Origin of the sequence: Gemmobacter sp. 24YEA27, assembly GCF_030052995.1 — a bacterium.
Classification (GTDB): Bacteria; Pseudomonadota; Alphaproteobacteria; order Rhodobacterales; family Rhodobacteraceae; genus Pseudogemmobacter.
The window spans coordinates 830,973-856,608 of the sequence record NZ_JASJPW010000001.1; the positions used below are offsets into that span (position 1 = coordinate 830,973).

26 protein-coding genes and 1 pseudogene are annotated in these 25,636 nt (G+C 64.0%); 12 read left to right on the top strand and 15 right to left on the bottom strand.

Going from position 1 to position 25,636, the window contains the following annotated elements:
* The first annotated feature begins 2 nt into the window (after positions 1-2).
* A complete protein-coding gene (locus tag QNO18_RS04100; protein ID WP_283176650.1) occupies positions 3-1,004 on the top strand; it encodes a transketolase C-terminal domain-containing protein in 1,002 nt (333 codons plus the stop codon).
* On the top strand, positions 1,004-2,122 hold the full coding sequence (locus QNO18_RS04105) for a RuBisCO large subunit C-terminal-like domain-containing protein (protein WP_283176651.1): 1,119 nt from the start codon (positions 1,004-1,006) through the stop codon (positions 2,120-2,122). Before QNO18_RS04100 ends, QNO18_RS04105 begins: the two co-directional genes overlap by 1 nt.
* A 3-nt stretch (positions 2,123-2,125) precedes the next feature.
* On the opposite strand, the gene ugpC is transcribed toward QNO18_RS04105, so the two are convergent.
* From ugpC to QNO18_RS04160, 11 genes are all read right to left on the bottom strand, one after another.
* Positions 2,126-3,256, bottom strand: coding sequence for a sn-glycerol-3-phosphate ABC transporter ATP-binding protein UgpC (gene ugpC / locus QNO18_RS04110; RefSeq protein WP_283176652.1), 1,131 nt, complete (start codon positions 3,254-3,256; stop codon positions 2,126-2,128).
* An 82-nt stretch (positions 3,257-3,338) separates the two neighbouring features.
* Positions 3,339-4,556: an extracellular solute-binding protein gene (locus tag QNO18_RS04115; protein WP_283176653.1), complete on the bottom strand. Its 1,218-nt coding sequence runs from the start codon at positions 4,554-4,556 to the stop codon at positions 3,339-3,341.
* Positions 4,557-4,584: 28 nt separating this feature from the next.
* On the bottom strand, positions 4,585-5,454 hold the full coding sequence (locus QNO18_RS04120) for a carbohydrate ABC transporter permease (RefSeq protein WP_283176654.1): 870 nt from the start codon (positions 5,452-5,454) through the stop codon (positions 4,585-4,587).
* 3 nt (positions 5,455-5,457) lie between these two features.
* Complete coding sequence (locus tag QNO18_RS04125) at positions 5,458-6,282, bottom strand: sugar ABC transporter permease (protein WP_283178739.1); 825 nt, start codon at positions 6,280-6,282, stop codon at positions 5,458-5,460.
* Complete coding sequence (locus QNO18_RS04130) at positions 6,179-6,742, bottom strand: hypothetical protein (RefSeq protein ID WP_283176655.1); 564 nt, start codon at positions 6,740-6,742, stop codon at positions 6,179-6,181. Before QNO18_RS04130 ends, QNO18_RS04125 begins: the two co-directional genes overlap by 104 nt.
* Positions 6,715-7,500: a Gfo/Idh/MocA family oxidoreductase gene (locus QNO18_RS04135; protein WP_283176656.1), complete on the bottom strand. Its 786-nt coding sequence runs from the start codon at positions 7,498-7,500 to the stop codon at positions 6,715-6,717. The genes QNO18_RS04130 and QNO18_RS04135 overlap by 28 nt, the downstream gene beginning before the upstream one ends.
* Before the next feature lie 175 nt (positions 7,501-7,675).
* Positions 7,676-8,596 (bottom strand): ROK family protein, encoded by a 921-nt coding sequence (locus QNO18_RS04140; protein WP_283176657.1) that lies wholly within the window; start codon positions 8,594-8,596, stop codon positions 7,676-7,678.
* Positions 8,593-9,741, bottom strand: coding sequence for an N-acetylglucosamine-6-phosphate deacetylase (gene nagA, locus QNO18_RS04145; RefSeq protein ID WP_283178740.1), 1,149 nt, complete (start codon positions 9,739-9,741; stop codon positions 8,593-8,595). Before nagA ends, QNO18_RS04140 begins: the two co-directional genes overlap by 4 nt.
* A 2-nt stretch (positions 9,742-9,743) precedes the next feature.
* The gene (locus QNO18_RS04150) at positions 9,744-10,862 is read right to left on the bottom strand and encodes a D-TA family PLP-dependent enzyme (RefSeq protein ID WP_283176658.1); all 1,119 of its coding nucleotides are present in this window, start codon (positions 10,860-10,862) and stop codon (positions 9,744-9,746) included.
* Entirely contained in the window at positions 10,862-12,364 is a 1,503-nt protein-coding gene (locus QNO18_RS04155; RefSeq protein ID WP_283176659.1) for a M81 family metallopeptidase, read from the bottom strand. The genes QNO18_RS04150 and QNO18_RS04155 overlap by 1 nt, the downstream gene beginning before the upstream one ends.
* A 2-nt stretch (positions 12,365-12,366) precedes the next feature.
* Positions 12,367-12,885, bottom strand: coding sequence for a hypothetical protein (locus QNO18_RS04160; protein WP_283176660.1), 519 nt, complete (start codon positions 12,883-12,885; stop codon positions 12,367-12,369).
* 198 nt (positions 12,886-13,083) lie between these two features.
* On the opposite strand from QNO18_RS04160, the gene QNO18_RS04165 reads away from it, so the two are divergent.
* The 7 genes from QNO18_RS04165 (at position 13,084) to QNO18_RS04195 (ending at position 20,242) form a co-directional block, all read left to right on the top strand.
* Positions 13,084-13,971, top strand: a complete 888-nt coding sequence (locus QNO18_RS04165) for a MurR/RpiR family transcriptional regulator (protein ID WP_283176661.1) — start codon at positions 13,084-13,086, stop codon at positions 13,969-13,971.
* Positions 13,972-14,040: 69 nt separating this feature from the next.
* A complete protein-coding gene (locus QNO18_RS04170; RefSeq protein ID WP_283176662.1) occupies positions 14,041-14,856 on the top strand; it encodes an SDR family oxidoreductase in 816 nt (271 codons plus the stop codon).
* Positions 14,857-14,864: 8 nt separating this feature from the next.
* On the top strand, positions 14,865-16,778 hold the full coding sequence (locus tag QNO18_RS04175; RefSeq protein ID WP_283176663.1) for a family 20 glycosylhydrolase: 1,914 nt from the start codon (positions 14,865-14,867) through the stop codon (positions 16,776-16,778).
* Positions 16,779-16,787: 9 nt separating this feature from the next.
* Entirely contained in the window at positions 16,788-18,221 is a 1,434-nt protein-coding gene (locus QNO18_RS04180; protein WP_283176664.1) for a M81 family metallopeptidase, read from the top strand.
* 1 nt (position 18,222) lies between these two features.
* Positions 18,223-19,128 (top strand): MFS transporter, encoded by a 906-nt coding sequence (locus QNO18_RS04185; protein ID WP_283176665.1) that lies wholly within the window; start codon positions 18,223-18,225, stop codon positions 19,126-19,128.
* Between the two features lie 8 nt (positions 19,129-19,136).
* Positions 19,137-19,487: a hypothetical protein gene (locus tag QNO18_RS04190; protein WP_283176666.1), complete on the top strand. Its 351-nt coding sequence runs from the start codon at positions 19,137-19,139 to the stop codon at positions 19,485-19,487.
* Positions 19,484-20,242 carry a copper homeostasis protein CutC gene (locus QNO18_RS04195; protein WP_283176667.1) on the top strand — a complete coding sequence of 253 codons (759 nt, stop codon included), beginning with the start codon at positions 19,484-19,486 and terminating at the stop codon, positions 20,240-20,242. Before QNO18_RS04190 ends, QNO18_RS04195 begins: the two co-directional genes overlap by 4 nt.
* On the opposite strand, the gene nagB is transcribed toward QNO18_RS04195, so the two are convergent.
* Positions 20,200-20,979, bottom strand: coding sequence for a glucosamine-6-phosphate deaminase (nagB, locus tag QNO18_RS04200; RefSeq protein ID WP_283176668.1), 780 nt, complete (start codon positions 20,977-20,979; stop codon positions 20,200-20,202). The genes QNO18_RS04195 and nagB overlap by 43 nt on opposite strands.
* A gap of 18 nt (positions 20,980-20,997) precedes the next feature.
* The gene (locus tag QNO18_RS04205; RefSeq protein WP_198835660.1) at positions 20,998-21,390 is read right to left on the bottom strand and encodes a RidA family protein; all 393 of its coding nucleotides are present in this window, start codon (positions 21,388-21,390) and stop codon (positions 20,998-21,000) included.
* A gap of 392 nt (positions 21,391-21,782) precedes the next feature.
* Between QNO18_RS04205 and QNO18_RS04210 the strand changes: the two genes are divergently transcribed.
* The 3 genes and pseudogenes from QNO18_RS04210 (at position 21,783) to QNO18_RS04220 (ending at position 23,686) form a co-directional block, all read left to right on the top strand.
* Positions 21,783-22,232, top strand: a complete 450-nt coding sequence (locus QNO18_RS04210; RefSeq protein ID WP_283176669.1) for an ATP-binding cassette domain-containing protein — start codon at positions 21,783-21,785, stop codon at positions 22,230-22,232.
* Complete coding sequence (locus tag QNO18_RS04215; protein ID WP_283176670.1) at positions 22,229-22,783, top strand: hypothetical protein; 555 nt, start codon at positions 22,229-22,231, stop codon at positions 22,781-22,783. Before QNO18_RS04210 ends, QNO18_RS04215 begins: the two co-directional genes overlap by 4 nt.
* A 147-nt stretch (positions 22,784-22,930) precedes the next feature.
* Positions 22,931-23,686, top strand: a pseudogene (locus tag QNO18_RS04220) (IS5 family transposase).
* A gap of 18 nt (positions 23,687-23,704) precedes the next feature.
* Here QNO18_RS04220 and QNO18_RS04225 read toward each other — a convergent pair.
* The gene (locus QNO18_RS04225; protein ID WP_283176671.1) at positions 23,705-24,082 is read right to left on the bottom strand and encodes a hypothetical protein; all 378 of its coding nucleotides are present in this window, start codon (positions 24,080-24,082) and stop codon (positions 23,705-23,707) included.
* Between the two features lie 207 nt (positions 24,083-24,289).
* Entirely contained in the window at positions 24,290-25,630 is a 1,341-nt protein-coding gene (locus tag QNO18_RS04230) for a sugar ABC transporter substrate-binding protein (RefSeq protein WP_283176672.1), read from the bottom strand.
* Positions 25,631-25,636: the final 6 nt, after the last annotated feature.

The window sequence follows — 25,636 nt, forward strand, 5'->3', positions numbered from 1 at the left end:
AGATGGAAATGGTGAACCGCCCCTATGCAAAGGCCTTCGAGGACTACGCCGTGCAGCACCCCGAGGTTCTGTGCCTTTCCGCCGATCTGACCTCCAGCTGCGAGATCGACGGCTTTCGCGACCGCCATCCGGACCAGTTTCTGTCGCTTGGCATGGCCGAACAAAACATGCTGTCCTTTGCGGGCGGGCTTGGTCTGGCGGGGTTCCGGCCTTTCCTGCACTCGTTCGGCGTGTTCCTTTACCGCAGGCCCTATGACCAGCTGATGGCCTCCATAGCCTATCCGCGCCGCCAGGTGCGGCTGATGGGCTTTCTGCCGGGGATCACCACGCCTGGCGGCATGACGCATCAGGCAATCGAAGACATATCGGTGATGCGCACCATCCCCAATATGACTGTGCTTGAGGCCGGGGACGCGACCGAGGTCGAGAGCATCGTCGCCGCCGCCGACTCTGTCGATGGCCCGGTCTATTGCCGCATCCTGCGCGGCGCGGTGCCACGGCTTTTCGATACCCCGCTGGAAATCGGCAAGATCCGCGTTCTGGCGGAAGGGACCGATGTGCTTGTCATCACCGCCGGCATCACCACCGAAGAGGCGATCCGGGCAAGGGCCGCGCTGGACCGGGCGGGGGTTTCGGTGCGTCACCTGCATCTGAACACCCTGAAACCCTTTGATGCGGCGACGATCATCGGCCATGCGGAACAGGTGAAACACGGCGTCATCACGCTGGAAAACCATCTGGTGACCGGCGGTATCGGCTCGATGGTGGCCGAGGCGCTGGCCGAGGCCGGGCTTTCGCGCCGCCTGATCCGGCTGGGGCTGCAGGACACCTATGCCCATGGCGGCTCGCGCCCCTATCTCATGCGCTATTACGGGATGGATGCGCTGAGCCTTGTTCGCGCGGTCGAACGCCTGACCGGGCAGCAGACCGGCATTGACGAAGACGCGCTAGGCGCGGTCCGGGTCGAGGCGGTGCATTCGGTGGTCAAGGCCGAGGCGCTTTGATGCGCTTCACCGTCACCTACCGCATCCGCGCCGGTGATCTGGCCGAAGCCCGCGCCCGCGCGGATGCAATCGCGCTGGAACAGACGGTCGAGATCCCGCGCGCGGTGGTGCCGCCGGGCTATATCGAAGACGAGATCCTCGGCCGGGTTGAAGAGACCGGCACGCTGTCGGAGGGCGTCTTTCAGGCGAAAATCTCTTACTCGCCCGACAGCGCCGGAGAGGAGTTCAGCCAGTTCCTGAATGTGGTTTTCGGCAATTCCTCGATCCAGCAGGGGATCCGGGTGACCGGAGTTGAGCCGGGTGAGACGATGCTGGCGCGCTTTCCCGGCCCGCGTTTCGGCATCAAAGGCATCCGGGCGCGCTGCGGTCGCGCAACAGGCGGAATGATTGCGCCGGTGCTGAAGCCGATGGGCCAGCCACCTGCGGCCTTTGCCGCGCTGGCCGCGGGCGCTGTGCGCGGTGGGGCTGACATCATCAAGGAAGACCACGGGCTTGCGGGCCAGGCGGCAGCACCCTTCGAGGCACGGGTCGAGGCGGTGGCGCAGGCTGTCGCAAAGGCCAATGCCGAATATGGGCGTAGTGTCATCTATATCCCGAACCTCTCCGGCCCGGCGGATCAGATCGAGGCGCGGCTGCGCTTTGCAAAGGAGGCCGGGGCGGGCGGCGTGATCGTGATGCCGGGGCTTCTGGGCTTTGGCCTCGTGCATCGCATCGCGCAGGATGCGGGCCTTGACCTGCCGGTGATGACGCATCCGTCTTTCCTGGGCCCCTGGGTGCTTTCGCCCGATACCGGCATAGATCACGGCGTGATCTTCGGCACGCTTCAGCGGCTTGCGGGCGCGGATATTTCCGTTTTCCCGAATGTCGGCGGGCGGTTCGGCTTTTCCGCGCCCGAATGCCTGCAAATCGCCGATGCCTGCCGCGCGCCCGACGGGCCGGGGGCGGCAATGCTCCCCAGCCCCGGTGGCGGGATGAGCGTGGAGCGTGCCGCTGACATGGTGCGGATGTATGGCCAGGATGTCGTCTATCTGCTGGGCGGCAGCCTGCTGGCCGATCCGCCGAACATCCATCTTGCCGTGAGCGCGATGCGCAAGGCGGTGGATGCGGCGGAGAGCTGAGGCTCAGCCATTGGATGTTCCGGGCAAGAGGCGGCGGTCCAGCGCCTCGCCTGCCGCGTCAAACAGATGGCAGTCGGCTGCACTGAACCCGAGGGTGACCGCCTGATCCGCCTTTATCGCCTGGTCGCCGGGCAAAGCGATGCAGAATGAGGTTTCAGCTGTGCCGTTCAGGCTGGCCCAGGCGATGGTCTGCTGCCCAAGATGTTCGACCACCGAAGGCGTCACCCCAAGCTGCATCTCTCTTCCCGTAAGGGTAAGATGTTCTGGCCGGATCCCGAGAGTGAAGGTCTGGCCGGCTGCGGCCGCAGTCGCATGAACCGGAATCGTCACCGCTTTGCCCTGCCAGTCAATCACCGCGCCGGCATCGGTGACCCCGGTGCAGGTGACGGGCAGGAAATTCATCCGCGGATTGCCGATGAACCCCGCGACGAATGTGTTTTGCGGCTTGTGATACAGATCCAGCGGCGCACCGACCTGGGCGATGTAACCCGCATTCAGCACCACGATCCGATCGGCCATGGTCATCGCCTCGACCTGGTCATGTGTCACGTAGATCATCGTGGCGCCAAGCTGTTTATGCAGCCGCGTGAGTTCAATCCGCATATCAGCGCGCAGGGCGGCATCAAGATTCGAGAGCGGCTCGTCAAAGAGGAAGATTTCGGGCGCGCGCACGATGGCACGGCCGATGGCGACGCGCTGGCGCTGACCGCCGGAAAGCTGGCCGGGCTTTTGTTTCAGCCGCTGGTCAAGATGCAGGATCTTTGCCGCCGCCGTCACCTTTTCGCGGATCACCGCCTCGGGCGCGCGTTCGACGCGCAGCGGGAAGGCGATATTCTCGAAAACCGACATATGCGGGTAAAGCGCGTAAGACTGGAACACCATCGCGATGCCGCGTTTTACCGGGGCAAGATCATTCACCCGCTTGCCATCGATCACGATATCGCCGGCCGTGGTATGTTCCAGCCCGGCGATCATCCTGAGCAGCGTCGATTTCCCGCAGCCCGAGGGGCCGACAAAAACGATGAACTCGCCTTCCGTCACATCAAGGTTCACGCCTTTGACGACCTCGAACTGGCCGAAGGTCTTCACCACGTTTTTCAACGACAACTGGCCCAAAGAGCGGATCCTTTTCATGCAAGGATCACGGCGGCAGGGGAGATGTGCCGCCGTGACAGGGAGAAGGGCCAGCCGGAGCGAGGAGGCAGGCCCCCGCGCCTTACTTGTATTCTTCCAAAGCGGCGGCGGCTTTGGTCAGCGCCGCCTGAGGTTCGGCGGTGCCGGTCACGACAGATTGCACCATTTCGATCATGACATTCTGGAAGCCTTTGTAATCGGTGAACAAAGGTTCCGGACCGCCGAATTCGATCCCGTCAACAAAAGGCTTCCAATAGGGCGCGGCCGCCAGCATCGCATCCACCGCCGGGCTGGGGCGCAGCGGTGTCAGCCCTGCAGCACCACCGGCCTCATATTCCTCCTGCACCTTGGGTGAGGTGATGAACTTCGCGAATTCTATGGTTTTGTCTTCGACCCCCGACCCTTTGAACACCGCAAGGCTGTCGGTGATCAGAAGCGTGCCCTTTCCCCTGGCCGATGGCCCGAGCGGGAGATCGGTTACGCCCCAGTCGACCTTGGTATCGGCCAGAAGGAAGGCCGCACCCACCGAGGCCTGGATCATGCCGACCTGACCATCCAGGAAGATCGCGCGGATTTCGTTCTGCTCATAGGCGGTGGCGCCTTCGACGGAGTAAGGCGTGATGTCCTTATAGGCGGTCAGCGCGGCCAGAACATCGGGGCTGTCGAGGGTGATCTTGCCCCCGGCATCGATCACCTGGCCGTTATTGGTGTAGACCCAGTGCAGGAACTGGTGGACGGTATTGTCAAAGGTCTTGGCGGGCAGGCCATAGCCGGCCTTGCCGGTTTTTTCCTTGATGACCTTGGCGAAGTCGATCTCTTCGGCCCAGGTAACCGGCGGCTTTTCCGGATCAAGCCCGGCCTCTTTGAAGAGCCCCTTGTTCCAGTAAAGCGCCTTGGTCGAAAACGCGACCGGCACGCCCCATTGGGTGCCGTCAAAGGTGACGGTATCGACGATATGGGGGTAATAGGCGGCTTTTTCCTCATCCGTCATCGGCACTTCGACGATCAGGTCGTTCAGCGCAAACTCCTTCAGCGTGCGCGAGCCGACATAGGCCATCGCGGCGGGCGAGCCGGCTGCCGCCAGCGTTGTCGCCTTGTCCTGGCACTGGCCCCAGCCCACGACCTCGGGTTTGACCGACCAGCCGTCATTGGCGGCTTCCCATTCCTTGATATATTTCTCATGGACCGGGTCCATCTTGTCGCCGCAATAGATCCAGCTGATGTCTTCAGCCAGGGCGGGCAGCGCGGTCGTGGTGGCAAGCACCGCGCCGATCAGGCTATTCCGAAGCAGGTTGGACACGTCACATACTCCCGGTTGTGAAGGGTTTTTATTTTACCGCCCCGGCGGTCAGCCCGCCGACAAGGTATCTTTGCAGGAAGAAGATGATGACCATGGCCGGGGCGATGCCCACGAAAGCGGCGGCCATCAGCTCGTTCCAGACCACATCCTGCTTGCCGAAAAAGGCATAAAGGCCAATCGGCAGCGGCATATATTCGGTCTTGGAATTGAAGGTCAGCGCGAAGATGAATTGCTGGCTATAGGCGCCGATGAAGGTGACCATCGCGACCACCACGATCCCGGGGCTGGCAATCGGCAGCACCACCCGGCGAAAGATGTAAAACTGGCTGGCGCCATCGGTCCAGGCGGCCTCGTTCAGCTCAGACGGGATGCGCATCATATAGGTGCGCAACAGCCAGACCGCCGAAGGGATCAGGAAGGCCGCGCCCGGAACGATCATCGCCCAATAGGTGTTGAGCATGCCAAGGCTGCGCATCAGCCGGAACAAAGGGATCAGCAGCACCGCCCCGGAAAACATCGAGACCGCGAGAAAGCCGCCCAGCACCAGCCCCATGCCCCTGAAATCGAACCGCGCAAAGGCATAGGCGGCGGGCACCACTAGAAGCAGCACGATCACGGTGGCCGCGGTCGAGATCAGGAAAGAGTTGAACACATACCAGGCAAAGCCAGGCACCCGCTCCCACATGGTCGAATAGGCGGCGAAAGAGCCGTTTTCCGGCCAGAAGCTGTAGGGGGTGGAAAAGAGCTCGGCCAGCGGCTTCAGGCTGACCAGGAAGCCTTCGATGAACGGTGCCAGCAGGAAGAACAGGAAGACAAAGATCCCGGCATAGATCGCGATCACCTCCCACCAGTGGTAGCGATCAATCATCGGCGTGTTTTTGTCATGGAACAAAGCCATGGCCTATTCCTTTCCGCCAATGGTCTGCAGCCGCCGCGTCACCCGGAAATAGGCGAGGCAGAAGAGCGAGAGGAAAATGCAGATCACCACCGCCCGCGCGGCACCTTCGCCGTATTTTTTCGACCCGATGGCGGTGTGATAGGTGTCGATGATCATGGTGGTGGTCGACCCCGAAGGCCCGCCTTGCGTCAGGATCCAGATGATATCGAAAGAGTTGAAGGTCGCGATCAGCGAGAGCATCGACATTGTGATCATCGCCGGCAGCATCAAAGGCAGGGTGATGCGGCGAAAGCGGGTCCAGCGGCTGGCACCATCGGCCCAGGCGGCCTCGTAAAGGTCTTTCGGGATCGACTGGATGGCGGCGAGGAAATAGATCGTCACCATCGGCACGCCGATCCAGACATCGGTGACGATAGTGGCCCAATAGGCGGTCTCGCCATAAGCCAGAAACGCCACCGGCCCGTCGGTCAGGCCAAAGCGCTGCAACAGGCCCGAGATCATCCCGAACTGGCCATTATACATCCAGCCCCACATGAAAATGCCAATCGCCATCGGCACGATCCAGGGCGGCATGGTCAGGATGCGGAACAGATAGCGCCCCGGCACGGCGGCGTTCAGCAGGACCGCGCCAAAGGTGCCGATGATCATTTTCAGCGCCACCGAGTAAAACGTCCAGGTGAAGGTGCGCCAGATCACGCCGAAGAAGGTCTCGTTGAAGATCTTCTCATAATTGGCGGTGCCGACGTAATTCGTCACCTTGCGCAGGCTCGCATCGGTAAAGGAAAGGCGGAAGGTCTCGACCAGCGGCCAGGCCACGATCACCAGCACATAGAGGATCGCCGGGGCCAGCAGCGCCCAGGCGAAGATCCAGGCGGATCGCGAACTGGTCATGCAGCCCCTTCCGCGTCAGGGCCTCGTCATAACGGTCCCAGACCGGGCGCAGATCGACCACCTGGCGGGAATGGCGCGCCTGATCCATGGAAAGCGCCAGCACACCCGCCTCCAGCGCGTCGAGCGTCGAGACCGGCAGCGCCGCGCCTCTGGTGACATTCGCGACGATCCCGGCGGCCATTTCCTCATCGGCGCCGTAATGTTGCGACAGGGCCGTGGCCTTGTATTCGCGGTCAATCAGCCGCTGTTCCGACAGCACATCGGTCACGCGGAAAAAGCCGCGGATGAAATCGCCCTCGGCCTGGGCTTTGGTGCCAAAGGCCGCGAAACGGCGGAACTGATCGGGGGCGTTCAGATTGGTGTGGAAATTCATCCCCACGCCATTGGTGTATTCCACGATGGCCACCTGATAGTCGATGATATCGCCATCGGAATCGAAGACCTTGTCCGACCCGTTCCAGCCCGAGGGCTTTTTGTGGAACATATCCATGTCGTTAACCCCATAAGTGCGCGGGTCATTCGCCGGGATAAAGGTCTTCCGGCCCCGAACGAGGCCACCCGTTCGGGTCGCGCCTGGATCAGACCGTTGTAAAGGTCGAGATCATGGCAGCACTTTTCCAGCATGAAGCTGCCGGACCATTTCTCATAGCGCCGCCAGTCGCGCATGAAAAACGCGCCGTGATAAGGGTAGATATGTTCTGCGGCCTCGACCGAGACGATATTGCCCAGGGTGCCGGCGTCACGCGCGGCCAGCAGGTCGCGGTAAAGCGGCGCATAGCGCAAGACGAGGCCAACCGAGAGGTTTTCGTGCCCGTATCTCGCCAGCAACGCGGCCAGCGCATAAGTGTCCTCAAGTGACGAGACGAGGGGCTTTTCGCTGAAGACTTTGACCCCCGCCTCCAGCCCCAGGCGGATATGGTGCAGGTGGAAATGGTTGGGCGAGCCGATCATCAGCAGATCAAAGCCGCCGGCCTTAACCAGCGCCTCGGGGCTTTCATGCGGGATGCCGGCGGGAATGCCGTGTTCGGTCAGGGTCGCCATGCCGGCCGGGGCCGGATCGTAATAGCCCACGATCTCGAAATCCGGGTCCATCTCCCGGAATACATGGCCAAGATAGCCGAGACGAAAGCCGAGGCCGATAATCGCGACTCGCATAATTCACTCCCTGGGGAGAAATTCTTTTTCTGCATCATGGAGGGTTGTCGCGATGTTCGTCAATGAATTTTCGATGATGTGCTTAAGTTATGTAATTTGTTTTCATGGTGGTGACTGATCCACGCAAAACCGGCGGAAAATCACTCCGCCGGGAAACCGGAAAATATGGGGTGGGTCAGCCGTCGTGCTTCCGGTTCAGGCCAAGCACCGCCGCGCCGACAAGGCCGGGCTCGATCGGGCACTGTGCCTGGACGATCAGCGGGCGGGAAAGCCGTTGCAGGATCCGTGCCCGAACCGCCTTATCCAGCGCCTCGATCAGGGGCCGCGCGTTAGACAGGCCACCGCCTGCTGCCATAATCCCGGCGCCAAGCATGTTTTGCACCATGGCGAGCGGGCCAGAGAGCAGATCGAGCCAGATCGCGATGGTCCGCGAGGCTGCCGGCTCCTCAGCCTGCCAGGCGGCAATGATGTCCTCTGCGGTACGTCCCGCGCCGCCAAGCGCGAGATGCAGCTTTTCCATGCCGCGCGCCGAACAGACCGCGTCGAGGCAGCCGGTCTGGCCGCAGCCGCAGGGAAAGGCGGGAAGCACGGTCTCCCCGACAATGCGCTGGGCGACCGGGCCATGGCCCCATTCGCCGGCAAAGCCGCCGCCCGATCCCGCTCCATCATTGATCAGCTGGCCCCTGACCACGACGCCACCGCCAACCCCGGTGCCGAGGATGATGCCGAACACGACCGCATGGCCGCGCCCGGCGCCGATGGTGGCTTCGGCCAGCGCAAAGCAATCGGCATCATTGCCCAGAACCACCGGCAGGCCGAGCGCCGTCTCGAGGTCAGCGCGCAGGCGCCGTCCGCTCAGGCAGGGAATATTCGCCACGGTCGCGAGGCCGGTTTCCGGGTCGATCACCCCGGCGATGGAAAAGGCAAGGCAGTCGGGCCGCCCGGGTGCCGCGTCGATGGCGGACTGCAAGACGGCGGTGAAGGCGGTGAAATCCCGGGCCGGGGTTGGAACGCGGATCGTTGGCCTGATGTCGTCAAGGCCAAAGGCTTCGGCGATCTTGATGCTGGTGCCGCCAATGTCAAAACACAGGATCACGACCGCGCCTCCTGTGCCGCAATGCCGCCGGATGGCGTGCCCGCGATCCAACAGCCGAGGACCTGCAGCGCATCGTCGAGGCAGATCAGATCCGCCCATGCTCCGGGCCGCAGATGGCCGCGATCGGTCAGCCCAAGCGCCGCCGCTGGCGCCGCCGATCCAAGCCGCAGTGCCGCGCCCTTGTCCAGACCCAGCCGCATATGGCAGTACCGCACCGCATCCGAAAGCGCGATATCGGCACCGGCCAGCGTGCCGTCTGCCAGGGTCAGCCGCCCACCGGCACGCAAAATCTCACGACCATTAAGCATGAAACCGGTCAGATCGCTGCCAATGGTCGACATCGCATCTGACACGAGAAACACCTCCCCGGGTTTTGCCCGCAGCGCGACCTGCATCGCGGCATCGGCGACATGAAAGCCGTCAGCGATCAGCCCGGCATAAAGGCCGGGCGCCGTCAGCGCGGCGCCGACCAGCCCCGGGGCGCGGTGGCCGAGCTGGCTCATCGCGTTGAAGAGATGGGTGACCATCCGGGCACCCGCCGCGATATAGTCGCGCGCGGTGTCATAGTCGCAATCGCTGTGGCCGAGGCTTACCGTCACCCCGGCTGCGGCAAGGGCGCGAACCTGATCCGGCGTGACCGATTCAGGCGCCAGCGTTACGATCAGATGCGGCAGACGGCCCGCCGCAGTGAGGATCGCGGCGAGGTCCTGATCCTGCATCACCCGGATCAGGGCGGGGTCATGGGTGCCTTTCTTCGCCTGCGACAGATGCGGGCCTTCGAGATGCAGCCCGAGGAAGCCGGGCGCCCGGGCCGCTTCCGCCGCCGCGACCGCGCGGCCGGTGATATCGGGGCGGTCGGTGATCAGCGTCACCATCACAGCCGTGGTGCCCAGCCGCGCATGGGCGGCGCAGATCGTCGCGATCCCCTCAGGCGTGGGGTCATTGTTGAAAAGCACTCCGCCGCCGCCATTGACCTGGAGGTCGATATAGCCCGGCGCGATCAGGCCGGGCAGACGGGGGCCGGCCGACGCCCCAGCCGAGGGGCCGATCGCGGTGATCCGACCTGCTTTGAAGCTGATCGCCGCATCCTGATGCCAGGTCTCGCCATCGAAGATCTGACCTGCGTGAAGGGTGCCGCTGCCCATACTCACCAGACCGTGCCCCGCGCGGCCAGAGGCTCGACCCGCGTGACCAGGCCGTCCTTGTGGAACACCATCCGGTCAAAGAGGTTCGAGACCACACAGGTATGGTTCGGCACCACCCGCACCAGTTCGCCAATCTCAGGCAGTGCGCCGGTACAGGCGCTCAGATCGACCACGGCATGTTCTTCGGAAAGGCTGGTGATCCTGGCGCCCGGAAGGCCTTCGATCTCGCCGTAATCCGTAAAGCCCAGCAGATCCGAGGTCAGCGCCTTTGATCCGCAATCGAGGACCGCACGGTCGGGCGTCGGGCGCGAAACCACGGTGGCCAGCACATGCATTGCCAGATCCCCCGGCCCGCATTCGCCCGCCCTGACCATCGAGCGGTCGTTATAGACATAGGTGCCGGCGCGGTGCTCGGTCGCCGAGGGCACCAGATGCGCCTTCCACAGATCGGGCGAGCCGCCATTGCTGCGCATCGGGCAGGGGATTCCCGCCTGCGCCAGCAGTGCCATGGTCTCTTGCAGGAAAGCCTCGACCCGCGCGGCACCGCCAGGGCCGGGATAGGTCATCAGCCCGCCGAAATTCAGGCCCGGCGCGGCGGCGATCATCTGTGCCAGCGCGAAAGCGTCTCGCGGGCTTTGCACCCCGCAGCGCCCGCCGCCGGTATCGCATTCGACCAGAACGGTGAGCGGTTTTTCCGCCGGGAAAGCCGCCGCCAGCCCCGCAATCGTCACCGCCGAATCCGCCGTCACCGCCAGCCGCGCCACGCGGGCGTTCAGCGTGACCAGACGCGCGATCCGCACCTGCCCGAGGATGTTATAGGTGATCAGGATATCGTCGAACCCGGCATCGGCAAAGGCTTCGGCCTCGGTCAGCTTCTGGCAATTGAGGCCCACAGCCCCGGCCGCGACCTGCTGGCGGGCCACCGCCGCGATCTTATGGGTCTTGATATGGGGCCGGAAATTCAGCCCATGCGCCGCCATATAGTCTTGCGCCCGCGCGATATTGGCGGCGAGACGGTCTTCGTCGATCACCGGCAGCGGGGTGGCCACATCTGCCAGCGGCGTGCCGGCTTCGGGCCAGGGAAAACCCGGAGCGGGAAGGCCGGAAGGGGGGAAGCTCATCACATCTCTCCGAAAGGGTCATCCATGCGCGGCCAGATATCCGCCCGGACCAGCCGGTAAGGATTGGTTGCCGGAGTATTCGGATAGGGCTTCCCGGCGCTGCAATAAAGCACTTCCGAGGCGATGGGCGCAAAAGCTGCGTAGAAATGGTTGGTTGATTTGATCACGAGGATCTTTTGCGCCAGCGGATCGATCCCGAGGGCGGTGAAGAGCGAGGGGTCATAGCTCTGCACCCGAACCGTGTTGAGGATGACCTCGATCCCGGTTTCCGCGCCGGTTGTGTCCAAAAGCGCGATCCGCGCCGCCGGGCCAAACAGCGCGATGCTCTCGCCAAAGCGCATTTCAGCGGCCGCGTTCAGGCGCAGGACGCGGATCATCGCGTCACAGGGCTCGCCGGTCTCGGGCGCGGATTTGGCGCCGAACCGCAGGGGCATCTCGGCGCCCTCGCCGGCGACGAAGCAAAGCTGTACCGCCACCGGATCCCAGATCGTGCCAATGGCCACGCCGCGCGCACCCTGTGCCAGCAATTCCTTGAGGATGACGGTTGCATCCCCCGCCGTGCCGCCGCCGGGATTATCCCACATATCGGCGATCACGACCGGCCAGGCCTGCGCCGCCATCGCACGCGAGACGGCCTCAGTCTCATTGATCTGCGGCATCATATGCCTGCCGCGATTGGCGAAAAGCGCGCGCCCGAACTGCTCGGCAAGGCGCGCGCCCAGGGCCGGATCAGCATCGGTCACGGCGACCATTTTCGTCCCCATCTCGGGCACATCACCGGCCATGAAGCCGTGGATCGCGGACAGGGACAAAAGCTTCGGCTCGCTTGCCTCCAGCGCCATCATGCGGTCGACAAAGCTGCGCATCGGCTCGCGCGAAGTGGGGAAGACATCGATCATCCGGCAATCGAAAACCGAGACCACCGGGCTGACCCGACCTTCCAGCGTGTCGACGAGGATGCGCCAGAGATCCTCGGCGCGATCGACGAAATCGGTATGGGGAAATTCCTTGAAAACGGTGAAGAAATCCAGCGCGGCAACGCGTTTTGCGGTCAGATGGCTGTGGGGGTCCATCTCGGCGCAGAGGATCACATCCGGCCCGATCATCTCGCGGATCCGGGCCAGGAAATCGCCCTCGGGGTCGAGATAGCCCTGGGCCACCATCGCGCCATGCAGGCCCAGAACCACCGCATCCACCGGCAACGCGCGCTGCAGCTGGGCAAGGATCTCGTCCCTGAGCCCCTCATAGGCGCCTCGCGCGATCAGCCCGGCCGGATCGGCCCAGGCCGCGGTGCCCTCGATCAGGTCCCAGCCCTTTTCTGCGCAGACCCTGCGCCCGACCGGGATCGGCGCGGTGCAGAGCGTCGGGGTCACCGGATGCTGGCCCGGGGGCGCATAAAGCGACTCCTCGAAGCCTTTGCGGTCGATCACGATGGGAGAGAATGTGTTGGTTTCCGTGGCCAGCGCCGCCACGAAGACCCTTCTCCGAGCCGTGCTGACCATGATCACTCCCTGATATGGGGCAGGTAGCCCATAAAGCCCCCGATCTTCCACTGCCCGCCTTCCCGGCGGCAGATGTAAAGCGTCTGCCAGTTCATGCGGTCGCGGCTGCCATCGGCGCGCGGCAGCCAACCGTCAAATTTCTTGCGCGCGAGCGCCGCGTCACCGGTAATCCCGATCTCGTCCAGCCGCGTTGCCGCGTAGATATGCGGGCGCGGATCACCGTCAAACATGCCTGCGGCGCACTCGGTCAGGTAGCTTTGGGCCTGGCGCAGCCATTCCGCGCGGTAGATGTCGAGGCTGGGAAAGGCAAAGGTAAAGCCCTGCGGATCGGGCTGGTGATTGCCGGAAAGCCCGGTAAACGGACCTTCGGTGAAATCGCCCGCCACCCTCTCCCAGTCCGCCGTGGTCCAGGCGTCGATATCGCGGCGCACCAGCATCTCCCAGATGGCGTGGCGATCGGTGTCCGTTTCGGGGAAAGGGTTCGCGAATGGGTCGCGCCTGGCGGTCATTCGGGCGGTCATTCGGGCGGCTCCGTGAAAATTATTTCAGCTTGATCGCTTATTCTCTGGAATAATCGAAAGGATTATGCCTGAATGTCAAGGAGAAACGAAAATGAATTTCGGATTCCAGCGCATGCTTGACCAGGTCGCTCTGACAGGTTTCGTGGGGGGTGAAACAGCCCCGTCCCTGTCTGCAGGGCTGCGGCCATGGAGATCCGAATGAGCACCCCGAACGAGACTGCGCCGGACCTGATCTCGGCGCTCAGCGACGAGGAAGGGCGGCTTTCCGCAATGGAAAAGCGCCTGGCCGAGGTGGTGCTGGCGGATATGACCTATGCGACCAATGCCTCGATCACCGAGATTGCGGCGCGGGCGGGCGTCTCGCCGCCGACGGTGACGCGGTTCTGCCGGCGGCTGGGCTGTTCCAGCTTTTCCGATTTCAAGGTGCAGCTGGCGCGCTCGGCCTATGTCGGGCTGCGCTATCTCAAGCCGGAATCGGTGACCTCGACCCCTGCCGAGGTGGCGGAAGACATCGTGACCAAGGCGCAGAACGCGCTGTTCCAGATGCATCGGGCGCTGGATCTGGCAGCGGTGGAACGCGCGGTCGCGCTGATTTCCTCTGCGCAGATGGTGCATGCCTTTGGCTCGGGCGGCAATTCGGCGATGATCGCGACCGAGCTGCAGAACCGTCTGTTCCGGCTGGGGGTGCGGATCTCGGCCTCGAATGACCATGGCATGCATCTGATGATCTCGGCGGCGGCAGAGCCGGGGACGGTGGTGGTGGGATCTTCGCTTTCGGGCCGCAACCACGAGATGGTGCGCTGTTTCGCGCTGCTGCGCGAGCGCGGCATTGCGACCATCGCGCTGACCCAGCCCGGAACGCCGGTGGCCGAGGCCGCTGATCTGGTGATCCCGATCGACCTGCCCGAAGGGCGCAATATCTTCCGCGCCACCTCGACCCGTTTCGCCTTTCTCGCGGTGGTCGATATCATCGCGAACCTGGTGGCCTATGCCGACAAGCCGCGATCTGCCCGGATCCTGCGCGGCATCAAGGAACAACTGATCCGTCACCGCGACGGCGACGACCGCCAGCTTTTGGGCGACTGAAGCCGGGCCCGGGGCACGATGGCGGCCGCCCCGATGGTCCTTGTCATCTTGCCGCGAAGGATGTGACTTTTGGACCCGCGCCCTGCTGACCAGCCTTCTGCCGCCGCATCTGCGGCTTTGCCGCGTCTCGCCATCATCACCGGCAGTGCCGGCGATATTGGCCGAGCCATAGCGCGCCGTCTGCGCCAGGATCATGATCTCGTGCTGATGACCGATCTCGACCTGGACGCGGTTGCGCGCGCGGCGGCGGAGCTGGGCGAGGGCTTCCTGCCCTGGCAGACCGATGTCACCGATGCCGCCAGCTGCGCGGCCATGGCCGTCGGGGCGCAGCGCCTGGGGCAGGTGGTGACCCTGGTCAATAATGCGGGCGGCGTGACGGCGGCGGGGTTGCATTCGACATCAGTGGCCGACTGGCAGGCCGATCGCGCGCTGAACCTTGATGCCGCTTTCCTGACCTTCCAGGCGCTGGCGCCGCAGCTGATCCTGGGCCGGGGCTCGCTGGTCAATGTCGTTTCGGTCAACGGGCTGGGGGTCTATGGCCACCCCGCCTATTCGGCGGCCAAGGCCGGGATGATCCATCTGACGCGGCTGATCGCGGTGGAATATGGCCGCCACGGGCTCAGGGCCAATGCGGTGGCGCCCGGCACCGTCCGCACCCGCGCCTGGGAGGCGCGCGCGGCGCAAAACCCGAATGTCTTTGCCGAGGCTGCCGCGCATTATCCGCTGGGCCGCATTGCGCGCCCCGGGGATGTGGCCGAGGCGGTGGGTTTTCTGACCTCACCGCTGGCGGCGGCGATCACCGGCATCTGCCTGCCGGTCGATTGCGGGCTGACGGCGGGCACGCCATCGCTCGCGCGGACCTTTACGCAATCGGCCGACTGGTGAGGGGTGCGATGTATCTCCTGGAAAATTCCTGGTCCGAAATGCCACTGCCCGCCGGGACCTGGTCGCTGCGGCTGACCAACCTGTCCGATGAGGCGCTGGAGGGCTTTAGCCTCTCGCTGACCTCAATCACCCGCGTGCTGGCGGATCACGAGATCACCGGCGCGAGGCTATTGTTGCGCAATGCGAATTTCCACCAGATCGCGCCGCCCGAAGGGCTGGTTGTCGCGCCGGGCAAAAGCTGGTCATTCAAGATCACCGGCCTGAACCGCTCGCCATTTCACCGCAATGACGCGGCCAAAACCGCCTGGGTCACGCTTGCGGATCGCCGTCATCTCCCTTGTATGGTCGGGGATCTGATGCTGCAATCCGTCACGCCCGGATATCCGCCGCCGCGCCTGCCCGAGGGGCGGCTGACGCTGCCCTTCGCGCTGATGCCCTGGCCGAATGCGATCACGGCGGAACCCGGGCCAGCGGCGGATCCTCCGCCGGTTATCCTGCATCTCGCGCCGGGGACCAGCCTCGCGGATCAGCGTCTTGCGCTGTCGGTGTCTGATCTGCAGCGCCGGCTGTTCCCGGCGGGGCGCCGGATCCTGCAGCTTTCGCCCGTGCCCGGATCGCGTGAAGTGGCGTTTGCCTATAGCGCCGCGATCCCCGAAGAGGGCTTCCGTCTCGATTTCGACCCGGTGATCACCCTTGCGGCAAGCTCGGCGCTCGGGCGGCGCTATGGGCTGATCGCGCTGGCGCAGATGCTGCAAGGCGCCATCAGTGACCCGAAGTTCCGCTTCCCCGCGACCGGCCATATCGCGGATGCGCCGCGCTATGGCTGGCGCGGCTGCCATCTCGACTGTGCGCGGCATTTCTGGCGGTTTGACCAGGTCTGCCGCGTGGTCGATATCATGGCATGGAACCGGTTCAACCGCTTTCACTGGCATCTGACCGATGACGAGGCCTGGCGGGCCGAGATCCGCGCTTACCCGCAGCTGACCGCAATTGGCGCCACCCGTGCCGCCGGCCTGCCTGCGATGCAGCCGCAGCTTGGGGATGGGCCCGGGGCTGCGACGGGCCATTACAGCCAGGATGAGATGCGCGCCCTGGTGGCCCATGCCGGGGCGCTTGGGATCGAGGTGATGCCCGAGATCGAGACGCCGGGCCATGCCGCCTGTGTCATCGCCGCGCTGCCGCAGCTGGCCGATCCGGACGAGCCGCCGGAAAGCTATCATCCGGTTCAGGGCTTCCCCAATAACGGCTTCAATCCCGGTATCCCTGAGACATTCACGGTGCTGGAAACCATCATCGACGAGCTATGTGCGATTTTCCCGTCGCGCTGGTTCCATATCGGCGGCGATGAGGTGGCGCGCAATGCCTGGCTCGACAGTCCGCGCGCCCGGGTGCTGATGCAGCGCGAGGGGCTTGCCGGAACGCTCAACCTGCAAAGCTGGTTCCTGCGCCGGATCAAGGCGATGCTCGAGGCGCGGGGAAAGATCCTTGTCGGCTGGAACGAGGTCGCGCAGGGCGGAGGGGTGCCGCCGGAGAACACGCTCCTGATGGCCTGGGAAAGGCCCGAGATCGGGATCGCGCTGGCGCGGCAGGGCTATGACGTGGTGATGGTGCCGGGCCAGGCCTATTATCTCGACATGGTGCAGGGGCCGGACTGGCTGGAAAATGGCGCCGGCTGGGCCGGGCCGGTGACGCCCGAACAATGCTATTCTTACGAGGCGGCGGGCGATTTTCCGCCCGAACTGGCGCATCATATGACAGGTGTTCAGGCCTGTATCTGGTGCGAGCATTTCACCTCTGACGCCTGGTTCAACGATCTTGTTTTCCCGCGGCTTCTGGCGGTGGCCGAGGCGGGCTGGACCCTGCCGGAGAATAAGGACTGGCTGCGCTTTGCCGCCCAGGCCCGGCTGCACCCGACACTGTAAGAGGCTGAAATGCGCATCGCCGTCGGCGGCATCCATACCGAATGTTCCACCTCTTCGCCGGTGCTGATGCAGGCAGAGGATTTCCGTGTGCTGCGCGGGGCAGAGCTGACAGAAAGCGATTACTTCGCCTTTCTGCGCCACCATCCTGTTGAAATCGCGCCGCTCTTTCATGCGCGTGCGGTGCCGGGTGGCCCGGTCTCGCGCGCGGTATACGAGGCGTTCCGGGCCGGGTTTCTGGCACGTCTCGAGGCAGCGAAGCCCTTTGATGCGGTTTACCTCGCGATGCATGGCGCGATGAAGGTCGAAGGCCTGTGGGATGCCGAGGGCGACTGGTTTCAGGCAGTGCGGCAGGCGGTCGGGCCGGATATGCTGATCGCCACCAGTTACGATCTGCATGGGAATGTCTCGGCGAAAGTGGTCGATCAGATCGACATTTTCGCCGCCTATCGCACCGCACCGCATATCGACACGCCCGAGACGATGGAGGCGGCTTTTGCAATGCTCCTGCGCGCTCTGCAAACCGGCGTGCGGCCCGGCGTTTTGCGGGTGCCGGTGCCGCTTTTACTGCCCGGCGAGCGGACTTCGACCGGGGACGAGCCGGCACGGTCTTTATACGCCGCGCTGCCTGCGCGCGAGGGAGCCGGCATCTGGCGCGCGGATCTGATGATTGGTTATGTCTGGGCCGATGAGCCGCGCGCCACCGCCTGCGCCATGGTGACGGGCACCGACGCTGTGGCGATGGCGGCTGCGGGGACACAGATTGCCGGTGATTTCTGGGCCGCGCGTGACCGGTTCCATTCCGGCGCAAAAACAGGGCCGCTTGAGGAGATGCTGGATATCGCGGCTGTGGTGGGAACGCAGCCGGTGATCCTCGCCGACAGTGGTGACAACCCGACCGGCGGCGGGGTGGGGGACCGTGCCGATGTGCTCGCCGCCCTGATCGCGCGCGGATGGCAGGGGGCGCTGGTCGCGGGCATCACCGACCGGCCTGCGGTCGAGGCCTGTTTCAAAGCCGGGACCGGCGCGCGGCTGCCGCTCCGGATCGGGGCGAGCCTTGACCCGGCCGGTGCCGTCGTCGCGACCATGGCCGAGGTGGTCTTGCTTGATGGCGGCGACGATCCTGGTGCGCGTCAGGCGGTGGTGCGGATCGGCGGTATCACCCTTGTGCTGGCGGCGCGGCGGCGGCCCTATCATACGCTCGCGGATTTCGACCGGCTCGGGCTGGATCCTCGCGCGGCAGGGCTGCTTGTGGTGAAATCGGGCTATCTTTCGCCAGAACTTGCACCGCTGGCGCGGCCGAACCTGATGGCGCTGACTGATGGCGTTGTCAGCCAGGACATAGCGGCCCTTGCCAATCACCACCGGTCGCTGCGGGTGCTGCCCTTTGATCCGGGCGCGGATTACCAGCCTGTGCCCGAAATCTCGCAGCGGTTCAGGTGTTAAGATGAACCCCTGGATTTCTACCCTTCGCCGCCATCGGGTCGTGCGCGCCTCGGCCGCCGCGATCTTTCTTTACGGCTTTGCAGGGGCGGCGACCGTGCCCTATCAGGCGCTGGTCGGCATCCGCGAGCTGGGGCTGAGCGATGGTCAATATGCGCTGATCGCGCTGGCGGCCTCGATTACCAATGTCCTGCTGGCGATCGGGTTCGGCCTGATCTCGGATCGGTTCCAGAGCTATCGCCGCCCGCTGATCTTCGTCGCCTCATTCGGGATCATCGGCTATGGCATGATCTGGGCTGTGCCCTCGGCGCTGACTTTTGCCATTGCGATGATCGCGCCGCTGGCGCTGTTCCATGTGACGAATTCGATGCTGTTCGGCAATGTCCGCGCCCAGACCGCGCGGTTCCAGCCGGAAGAGGCTGCTATCGTCAACGCCTTGATGCGGATGATGATTTCTTTGTCATGGGTATTGGTGCCGGGCGCGGTCGGGCTGATCCTTGCCGGGCAAAAGACGATGATCGGATCCTACCTGATCGCGGCGCTGCTGGCGGCGGCCTGCCTTGCCACGATCCTGTTCTGGCTGGAGCCCGACCACAAGCCACGCCCGGAAACCACGGTCGAGGGCGGCACCGGCACCTCACGCCTGGCGCCGACCACCGGGCGTGCGGACCGGCCCGCCCAGGTCCGCATGGCGGGCGCGAGCTTTGCCGGTATCGGGCGGCTTTTGCATCCCGGCATCCTCAGCCGTGTGCTGGGCGTGGCGCTGATCAGCCAGGTGCTGCATGTCAATTCAGCCGTGTTGCCGCTGATCCTGACCGGCCAGGCCGGGGGGAGGCGGGCACGGTCGGCAAGATCGTCGGCATGGTCGCAGCACTTGAGGTCATCTTCATGTTTTTCTGGGCGCGGATGACGCGATCCATGGCACTTGTGCCTGCGCTGGCGATCACTGCGGCGCTTTATCTGGTCTATCTGACCGCGCTGGCTTTCGCAGGGGCGGTCTGGCAGATCTGGGTCGCAAGCCTGATCGCGGGCTTTGCCGCCGCCGGGATTATCTCGCTGCCGATCAGCTATCTGCTGGATATGATCTGGGACCGGCCGGGGCTTTCGGCCTCGCTGATCGCAGTGAATATGTTCCTTGGTGGCGCCTTTGGCGCGGCGGTCTTCGCCTTTGGCACCTGGATCGGCGGCTATCCGGCGGCCTCGATCCTGTCGGGTGTGGCGGGCGTGCTGGGGGCCGGTTTGCTTTTGGGGCTGGAGGGACGGAGATGACCCGGATCACGTTGGAAATCTGTGTCGATGACGCGGCGGGGATCCGGGCCGCGCGTGAGGGCGGCGCCGACCGGATCGAGCTTTGCGGGGCGCTGGCCGTTGGCGGGCTGACGCCTTCGGCGGGGCTGATCGCGCTGGCGGCAGATTGCGATCTGCCGGTGATGGCGATGATCCGGCCGCGCGCCGGGGATTTCTGCTGGACCGGGTCCGAGCTGGACGCCTCGGTCGCCGAGATCCGCGCCTGTCGCGCTGCCGGGCTCGCCGGGGTGGTGATCGGCGCCTCCCTGCCCGACGGGCGGCTGGATGAAGCGGCGCTGCGCCGCCTGGTGGCGGAGGCGTCTGGCCTGGAGATTACCCTTCACCGTGCTGTTGATCTGACGCCGGACCCCGATCAGGCGATGCGGCTGGTGAAGGCGCTCGGCATTCGCCGGGTGCTGTCATCGGGAGGGGCCTTGACCGCGCTTGCGGGGATCGCGCGGCTCAGGGCGATGGAACGGGCGGCACCCGGGGTGAGGGTGATGCCAGGCGGCGGGGTTTCGGCGGAAAACGCGGGAGCCCTGGCGGCGGTGCTGGATCTGCGCGAAATCCATGCTTCGGGATCAGCGCCGCTGCCGCTGCCCAGGATTGCCGCTGTGGCGGAATTCGGCTTTCAGCCTGCAGGCGCGCGCAGGACTGACCGGGCAAAGGTTGCGGCGCTCAGGGCAAAGCTGGATCAGATTTCAGCCTCGCGCCCGTCCGGATGCACCAGTTCGTAATAGTCACGCAGTCGCAGCGCGCCCGCCGCCGCGCGGTCGATCACCACCGTCACCTTGCGGTGCAATTGCAGGGCAGAAGCCGGGCAGGCGGCGGTCAGCGGCCCTTCGATCATCGCGGCCACCACCTGGGCTTTGGCCGCGCCATAAGCCAGCAAAAGCACCTCTGACGCGCGGGCGATGGTGCCGATCCCCATGGTGATCGCAAGGCGCGGCACATCCTCGGGGCGGGCGAAAAACCGCGCATTGGCATCGCGGGTCGAACGGGTCAGCGTCTTGATCCTGGTGACCGAATTCAGGCTGGAGGTCGGCTCGTTAAAGCCGATATGCCCGTTCAGCCCAAGGCCAAGGAGTTGCAGCCCGATATCGCCGGCCTCCCGGATCGCGGCCTCATAGCGTGCGGCTTCGGCCTCGGGGTCAGGGGCATCGCCGCGCGGCAGATGGGCGCGGCCCGGGTCGATATCGACATGGTCGAACAGGTGGTGGCGCATGTAATGCCAGTAGGAACAGGGGTGATCGGGCGCGAGGCCGACATATTCATCAAGGTTGAAACTGGTGACCCCGGCAAAACTGAGCCCCGCCCCGCGGTGGTCCCGGATCAGGCGCGCATAAACCGCCTCCATCGTGCCACCGGTCGCAAGGCCCAGCACCGTTTCGGGCCTGTCGCGCAGCCGTTCGGCGATCAGCCCCGCCGCGCGCTCGGTCGCCGCGCCCGCATCGGGAAGGATCAGAACCTTCATGCCGGTCTCCTCAGCCCGTTACAGGGGTTTCCAGGCGATGGCGTCGATCTCGATCTTCGCATCGACCATCAGCCGCGATTCCACGGTTGAACGCGCCGGCGGGTGGTCGATGAAATGCTTCTCGAACACCGCGTTAAAACTGGTGAAATCGCGCGGATCTTCCAGCCAGCAGGTGACCTTGATCACATCCTCCAGCCCGCAACCGGCGAGTTTCAGCACCGCTTTCAGGTTTTCGATCACCGCCTCGGTCTGGGCGATGATGCCACCCTGGACGACCTCGCCATCGATTGTGGGGACCTGGCCCGAGACATGAACATAGTCCCCGGCCCGGACGGCGCGGGCAAAGGGGCGGCGGCTGCCGCCGGCCTGAGGATCGGCGATATCATAGCGGATGAGTCGAGGATCGGCCATTTCAGCCCTGCCATTGGAAATACTTTTCATATAAATCGGTAGTTTCAGCGAATCTTCAAGCATGAATCGCGAGTCTTGGGTGGCCATGTGAAACTGGATTTCATGAATTCAGTCCGGGGCTGGACACTTGCACTTCGCCGCCGGCCCTTGGGTGGATTGCCCTGATAAATTACACGGGGACAGATGGAAATTCGCCCCAGACCTTGCCTGACGCCAGCCTGTCCGGCCGAAAAGGGACATCATGATCCTCACCCCCTCATTCTCCGGCCACGCCTGGCCGCCGGCGCGGATCTGATGCTCATCGGGAGCCGCAGCGCGCTTCTGCAATCGGTGGCGCCCCATTCCGGCACCGCGCTGAGCCTCGTGACCAATCGCGGCATGCTCGGGGCTTATTGAGCGGCCTCCTGGCCTGGCTCAACCTGACCGACCGCTTTCTCGATCAGCTCTCCGGCGGTCAGCGGCAACGTGCCTTTATGGCGAAGGTTCTGGCCCAGAAGACCGATTACACCCTTCTGGATGAGCCGCTGAACAATCTGGATGTGAAGAATGCCCGCGCCATGATGCTGGCCTTGCGAACGGCGGTCAGGGCGCTGAACAAGACTGTCGTGATGGTGCTGCATGACATCAATTGCGCCTCGGTTTGTTCCGACCGGTTCATCGCGATGCAGGCCGGACACGTAATCCGCGAAGGCAGCGCAGGTAAGATCCACGATAAGGAGATTGAGGCGCTCGATATCGAAAACCGCCGATTTGCCGTCTATTATGGCGCGTTGCTTTCGCATTGCGGCGCAGTTTCGCCTATGATTGGCCAGCCCTTACCCGTCTGGCGGGTGTGCCGGTGACAGACAACCCGGACATCTTCCTGACCAAAGACCAGGGCGCCGCGCTGTTCGAGGATGCCGAACTGCCCTTACCTTTGAAACAGGGGCGGATGATCCCGCCTTTTTCCTTTGTCCTGGCCATAAATGGCGCGGTCGGCACAGGTCCTGTCGCAGAGGTTCTTGGTCTCGGCCCGGTTCACCAGGTCCTCGACCGCAGGCGGCTGATACTCCGTGAAGAGGTTCAGTCCCGCATAGCTCGCGATGGTTTTATTGACCATGGCATCCATGTGGCCACTGGCCTTTGCCGCCTTGACCGAGCCGCCAAAGGTAAAGGCGCTGCCCTCCGGCTGTGCTGCGCCTCGATGGCCAGCACGCCGCCGAGAGGGGTTCCAGAATCCATGGCGCGCCAGCTGTCGGTGCCGGCGCCGTTCACTTTGAACCTGCATTGCGAGCAGCGCGTGCGCAAATTGCCGCCCTTCCGGCCCGGGATGCCGGTAAAGCTCTGGTCACCTCAGAGAAGCCCGAAAGAGCCCGACAGACCCTCGACCGGTTCAGGCCGCGCCTGGACATAAAGGCCAATTTTTCTGGCTTTTTTTGGCCACCGGGCCGAAGGTCAGATCGCCACAGGTGCTGTCCGTGTCGTATCAGTCGACCTAGGGTCAGGACCCATTGATTGTGCTGCTGTTCGGTGATTCAGAAGGTGTCAGGAGCCCCTTCTGATGAGCAATCTATTCTGGCTGACTGACGCGCAGATTGCGCGGCTCGAGCCGTTTTCCCCAAGAGCCATGGCCGTCCACGCTTCGATGATCGCCGAGTCTTGAGCGGCATAATCTTCATCAATCGCAATGGGTTGCGCTGGTGTGATGCCCCTCTCGAGTATGGTCCACCAAAGACGCTCTACAACCGCTGGAAGCGCTGGAGCCGGATGGGGGTGTTCACCCGAATAATGCACGGTCTGGCATCGGAGGCTGCCGACGAGAAGACCATCATGATTGATGCGACATACCTGAAAGCTCATCGCACGGCCTCCAGCCTGCGGGTGAAAAAGGGGGCGTGGTCGCCTGATCGGTCGCACGAAGGGTGGTATGAATACCAAGCTTCACGCCGTTGCCGATGCCCAAGGCCGCCCGATCAGCCTGTTTGTCACAGCCGGTCCGGTCAGCGACTACAGCGGAGCCGCTGCTCTGCTACGCAGCTTTCCAAAGGCAGAGTGGATGCTGGCGGATCGGGGATACGATGCCGACTGGTTCAGAGATGCGTTGAAAGACAAAGGCATAAGCGCCTGCATCCCGGGGCGGAAAACCCGCAAGAAGAAAGTTCGATACGACAAGCGCCGCTACAAACGCCGCAACCGCATCGAGATCATGTTCGGCAGGCTCAAGGACTGGCGACGAGTTGCAACCCGATACGACAGGTGCCCCATTGTCTTCCTATCGGCCATAGCCCTCGCCGCAACCGTCCTCTTCTGGCTCTAAAGTTAATGAGTCTGGAGCCTAGGCGGTGATCGTATTCGTATCCGACAGGTGGAAGCGGTTTTCTGCCCGCGCCGAGATGGTCTGGTGCTGCGTGTTCTGACGGCGCAAGGGCTGCGGCGTACCTGATCCGGGTCGAAGGTGAAATTCGAACGCCGGGGCCGCAGCGCGGCAGGACAGCTCGAACCGGTGACCTTCGGGGGGCTTATCGGCCAGTTCTACTGGTGCCGGTTTTGTCATCCTTGCCCTGATTGCGTTTGTCTTAAAGCAACCATTCGAAGCCGATATCGTGGCCGGAAAGGGTTCCGGTTTCAGCAGCAGCACTTCCATACGGAAGATCCCGTGATGTCGCGTCGGGATCAGGCGCGGCCTGTTCAGCGCCCGCTCCGCCGCGATCACCTTTTGTGCCGTTCCGTTCCGGGTCGGACCGCACCGCGCCCGTTCAGCGCATGCTCGACCGTGCCTGTGCCAGCCGCCCAGGCGCGGCTATCTCGCGAAAAGTTGGTTTGCGCAGAATCCGGGCCTGGTTCGGTCACCAAGGGCCGTGGTCCGGGCGGTGAGGCAAGCTGTTCACCGCCCGGCGTGAGTGTTGGTTAAAGACTGCGCTCAGGTCGCTTTATGCGGCGACGGGCCGTCGAATTTGATTTTGTAGTGATCGGCATATTCCGCGCGCAGCTGATCCCATTCGCCATTGTCGCGCGCCGCGAGATAAGGTGCCGGATATTCCCAGCCCTCGGGGCGGTCGACCCCGGCCCAGGCCTTGTCGACATCCAGCGGGAAAACCTCGGCCTGCGGGTCCCAGTCATCGGGATGCAGAACCTTAGAAATCTTGCGGTAGTCAAAGGGATCAAGGCCGTTCGTATCGACATAGCGTTCGATATAAGTTTCGACATTCTCCGCCGTCACCGTCAGCGAGCGCCAGTTCAGCAGCCGCTCGGACGCGCGCGGCACCCAGCCGTGGCTGACATCATAGATGCGCCCGGTCAGGATCGCCGCCGCATAGGCGGGGCTGTTGCCCGAAGTCGCCAGCTGCTTGCCGTCGCGGATCGCCTGGGCGCCAAGACTGGTGCCATCGGCACCGACCACGAGGATATCCTCGCCCGGGCGCAGACCGGCGGCCTGGATCGCCGCAATGGCGCCCTGTGCCACGTCGTCATTCTGCGCCACGACGCCTTTCAGGCCGGGGTGGCGCGTCAGGAGGTCTTCGGTGGCCTTCAGCGAATCTTCGCGGTTCCATTTGCCCGGCAGCGTGTCGACCAGCCTTGTCTTCGGGAAATCGCGGAACGCGTCGTCCCGCCCGCGCGAGCGTTGCAGATCGGTCAGATTGCCATTGGTGCCGGTCACGCCGACGATATCACCGCCACCGAATTTTTCGGTCACAGCCGCCAGCAGTTTCGCGGTCACCGCGCGATGGGCCTCGAATTCCTCGGGCACGGTGTAAAGCGTCCAGTAATCCGAGGCTTCGAACGGGGTGAACCAGGGCAGGCTGTCCCAGACATTGGCGACCCAGACCTTGTTTTCTTGGGCCAGCCGGCTCACGCCCCGGATGGTGCCGCCATCGGCCAGGTTGAAGATCCCGGCCTGCACACCCGAGGTTACCTGTTGTTCGAACTGGTTGAACTGGCGTTCGCCGTCGAACTGGCTGTCGAGCCCGGTATACGAGAAATCCAGCGCTTTGGTCGCAGATTCAAAGGCGCCATTCAGGATCTGGTTATATTCATTCGACATGAAGGCCGAGATGAAGGCCAGTTTGCCATTCCCCGAGGCCAGCGCGACATTCGGCATCCCCGCCGCAGCCGCAAAGGCCGAGGCTGCGGCCCCGGCCGATGCCATCGCGAGGAAATCGCGCCGCGATACACCATGGGTGTCGAGGCGCTCCATATGACGCCCGACGGCTTTCGGGTCATCAAGATCGCGCATCCAGCGCGGCAGGCTGATTTTGCCCATTTTCGT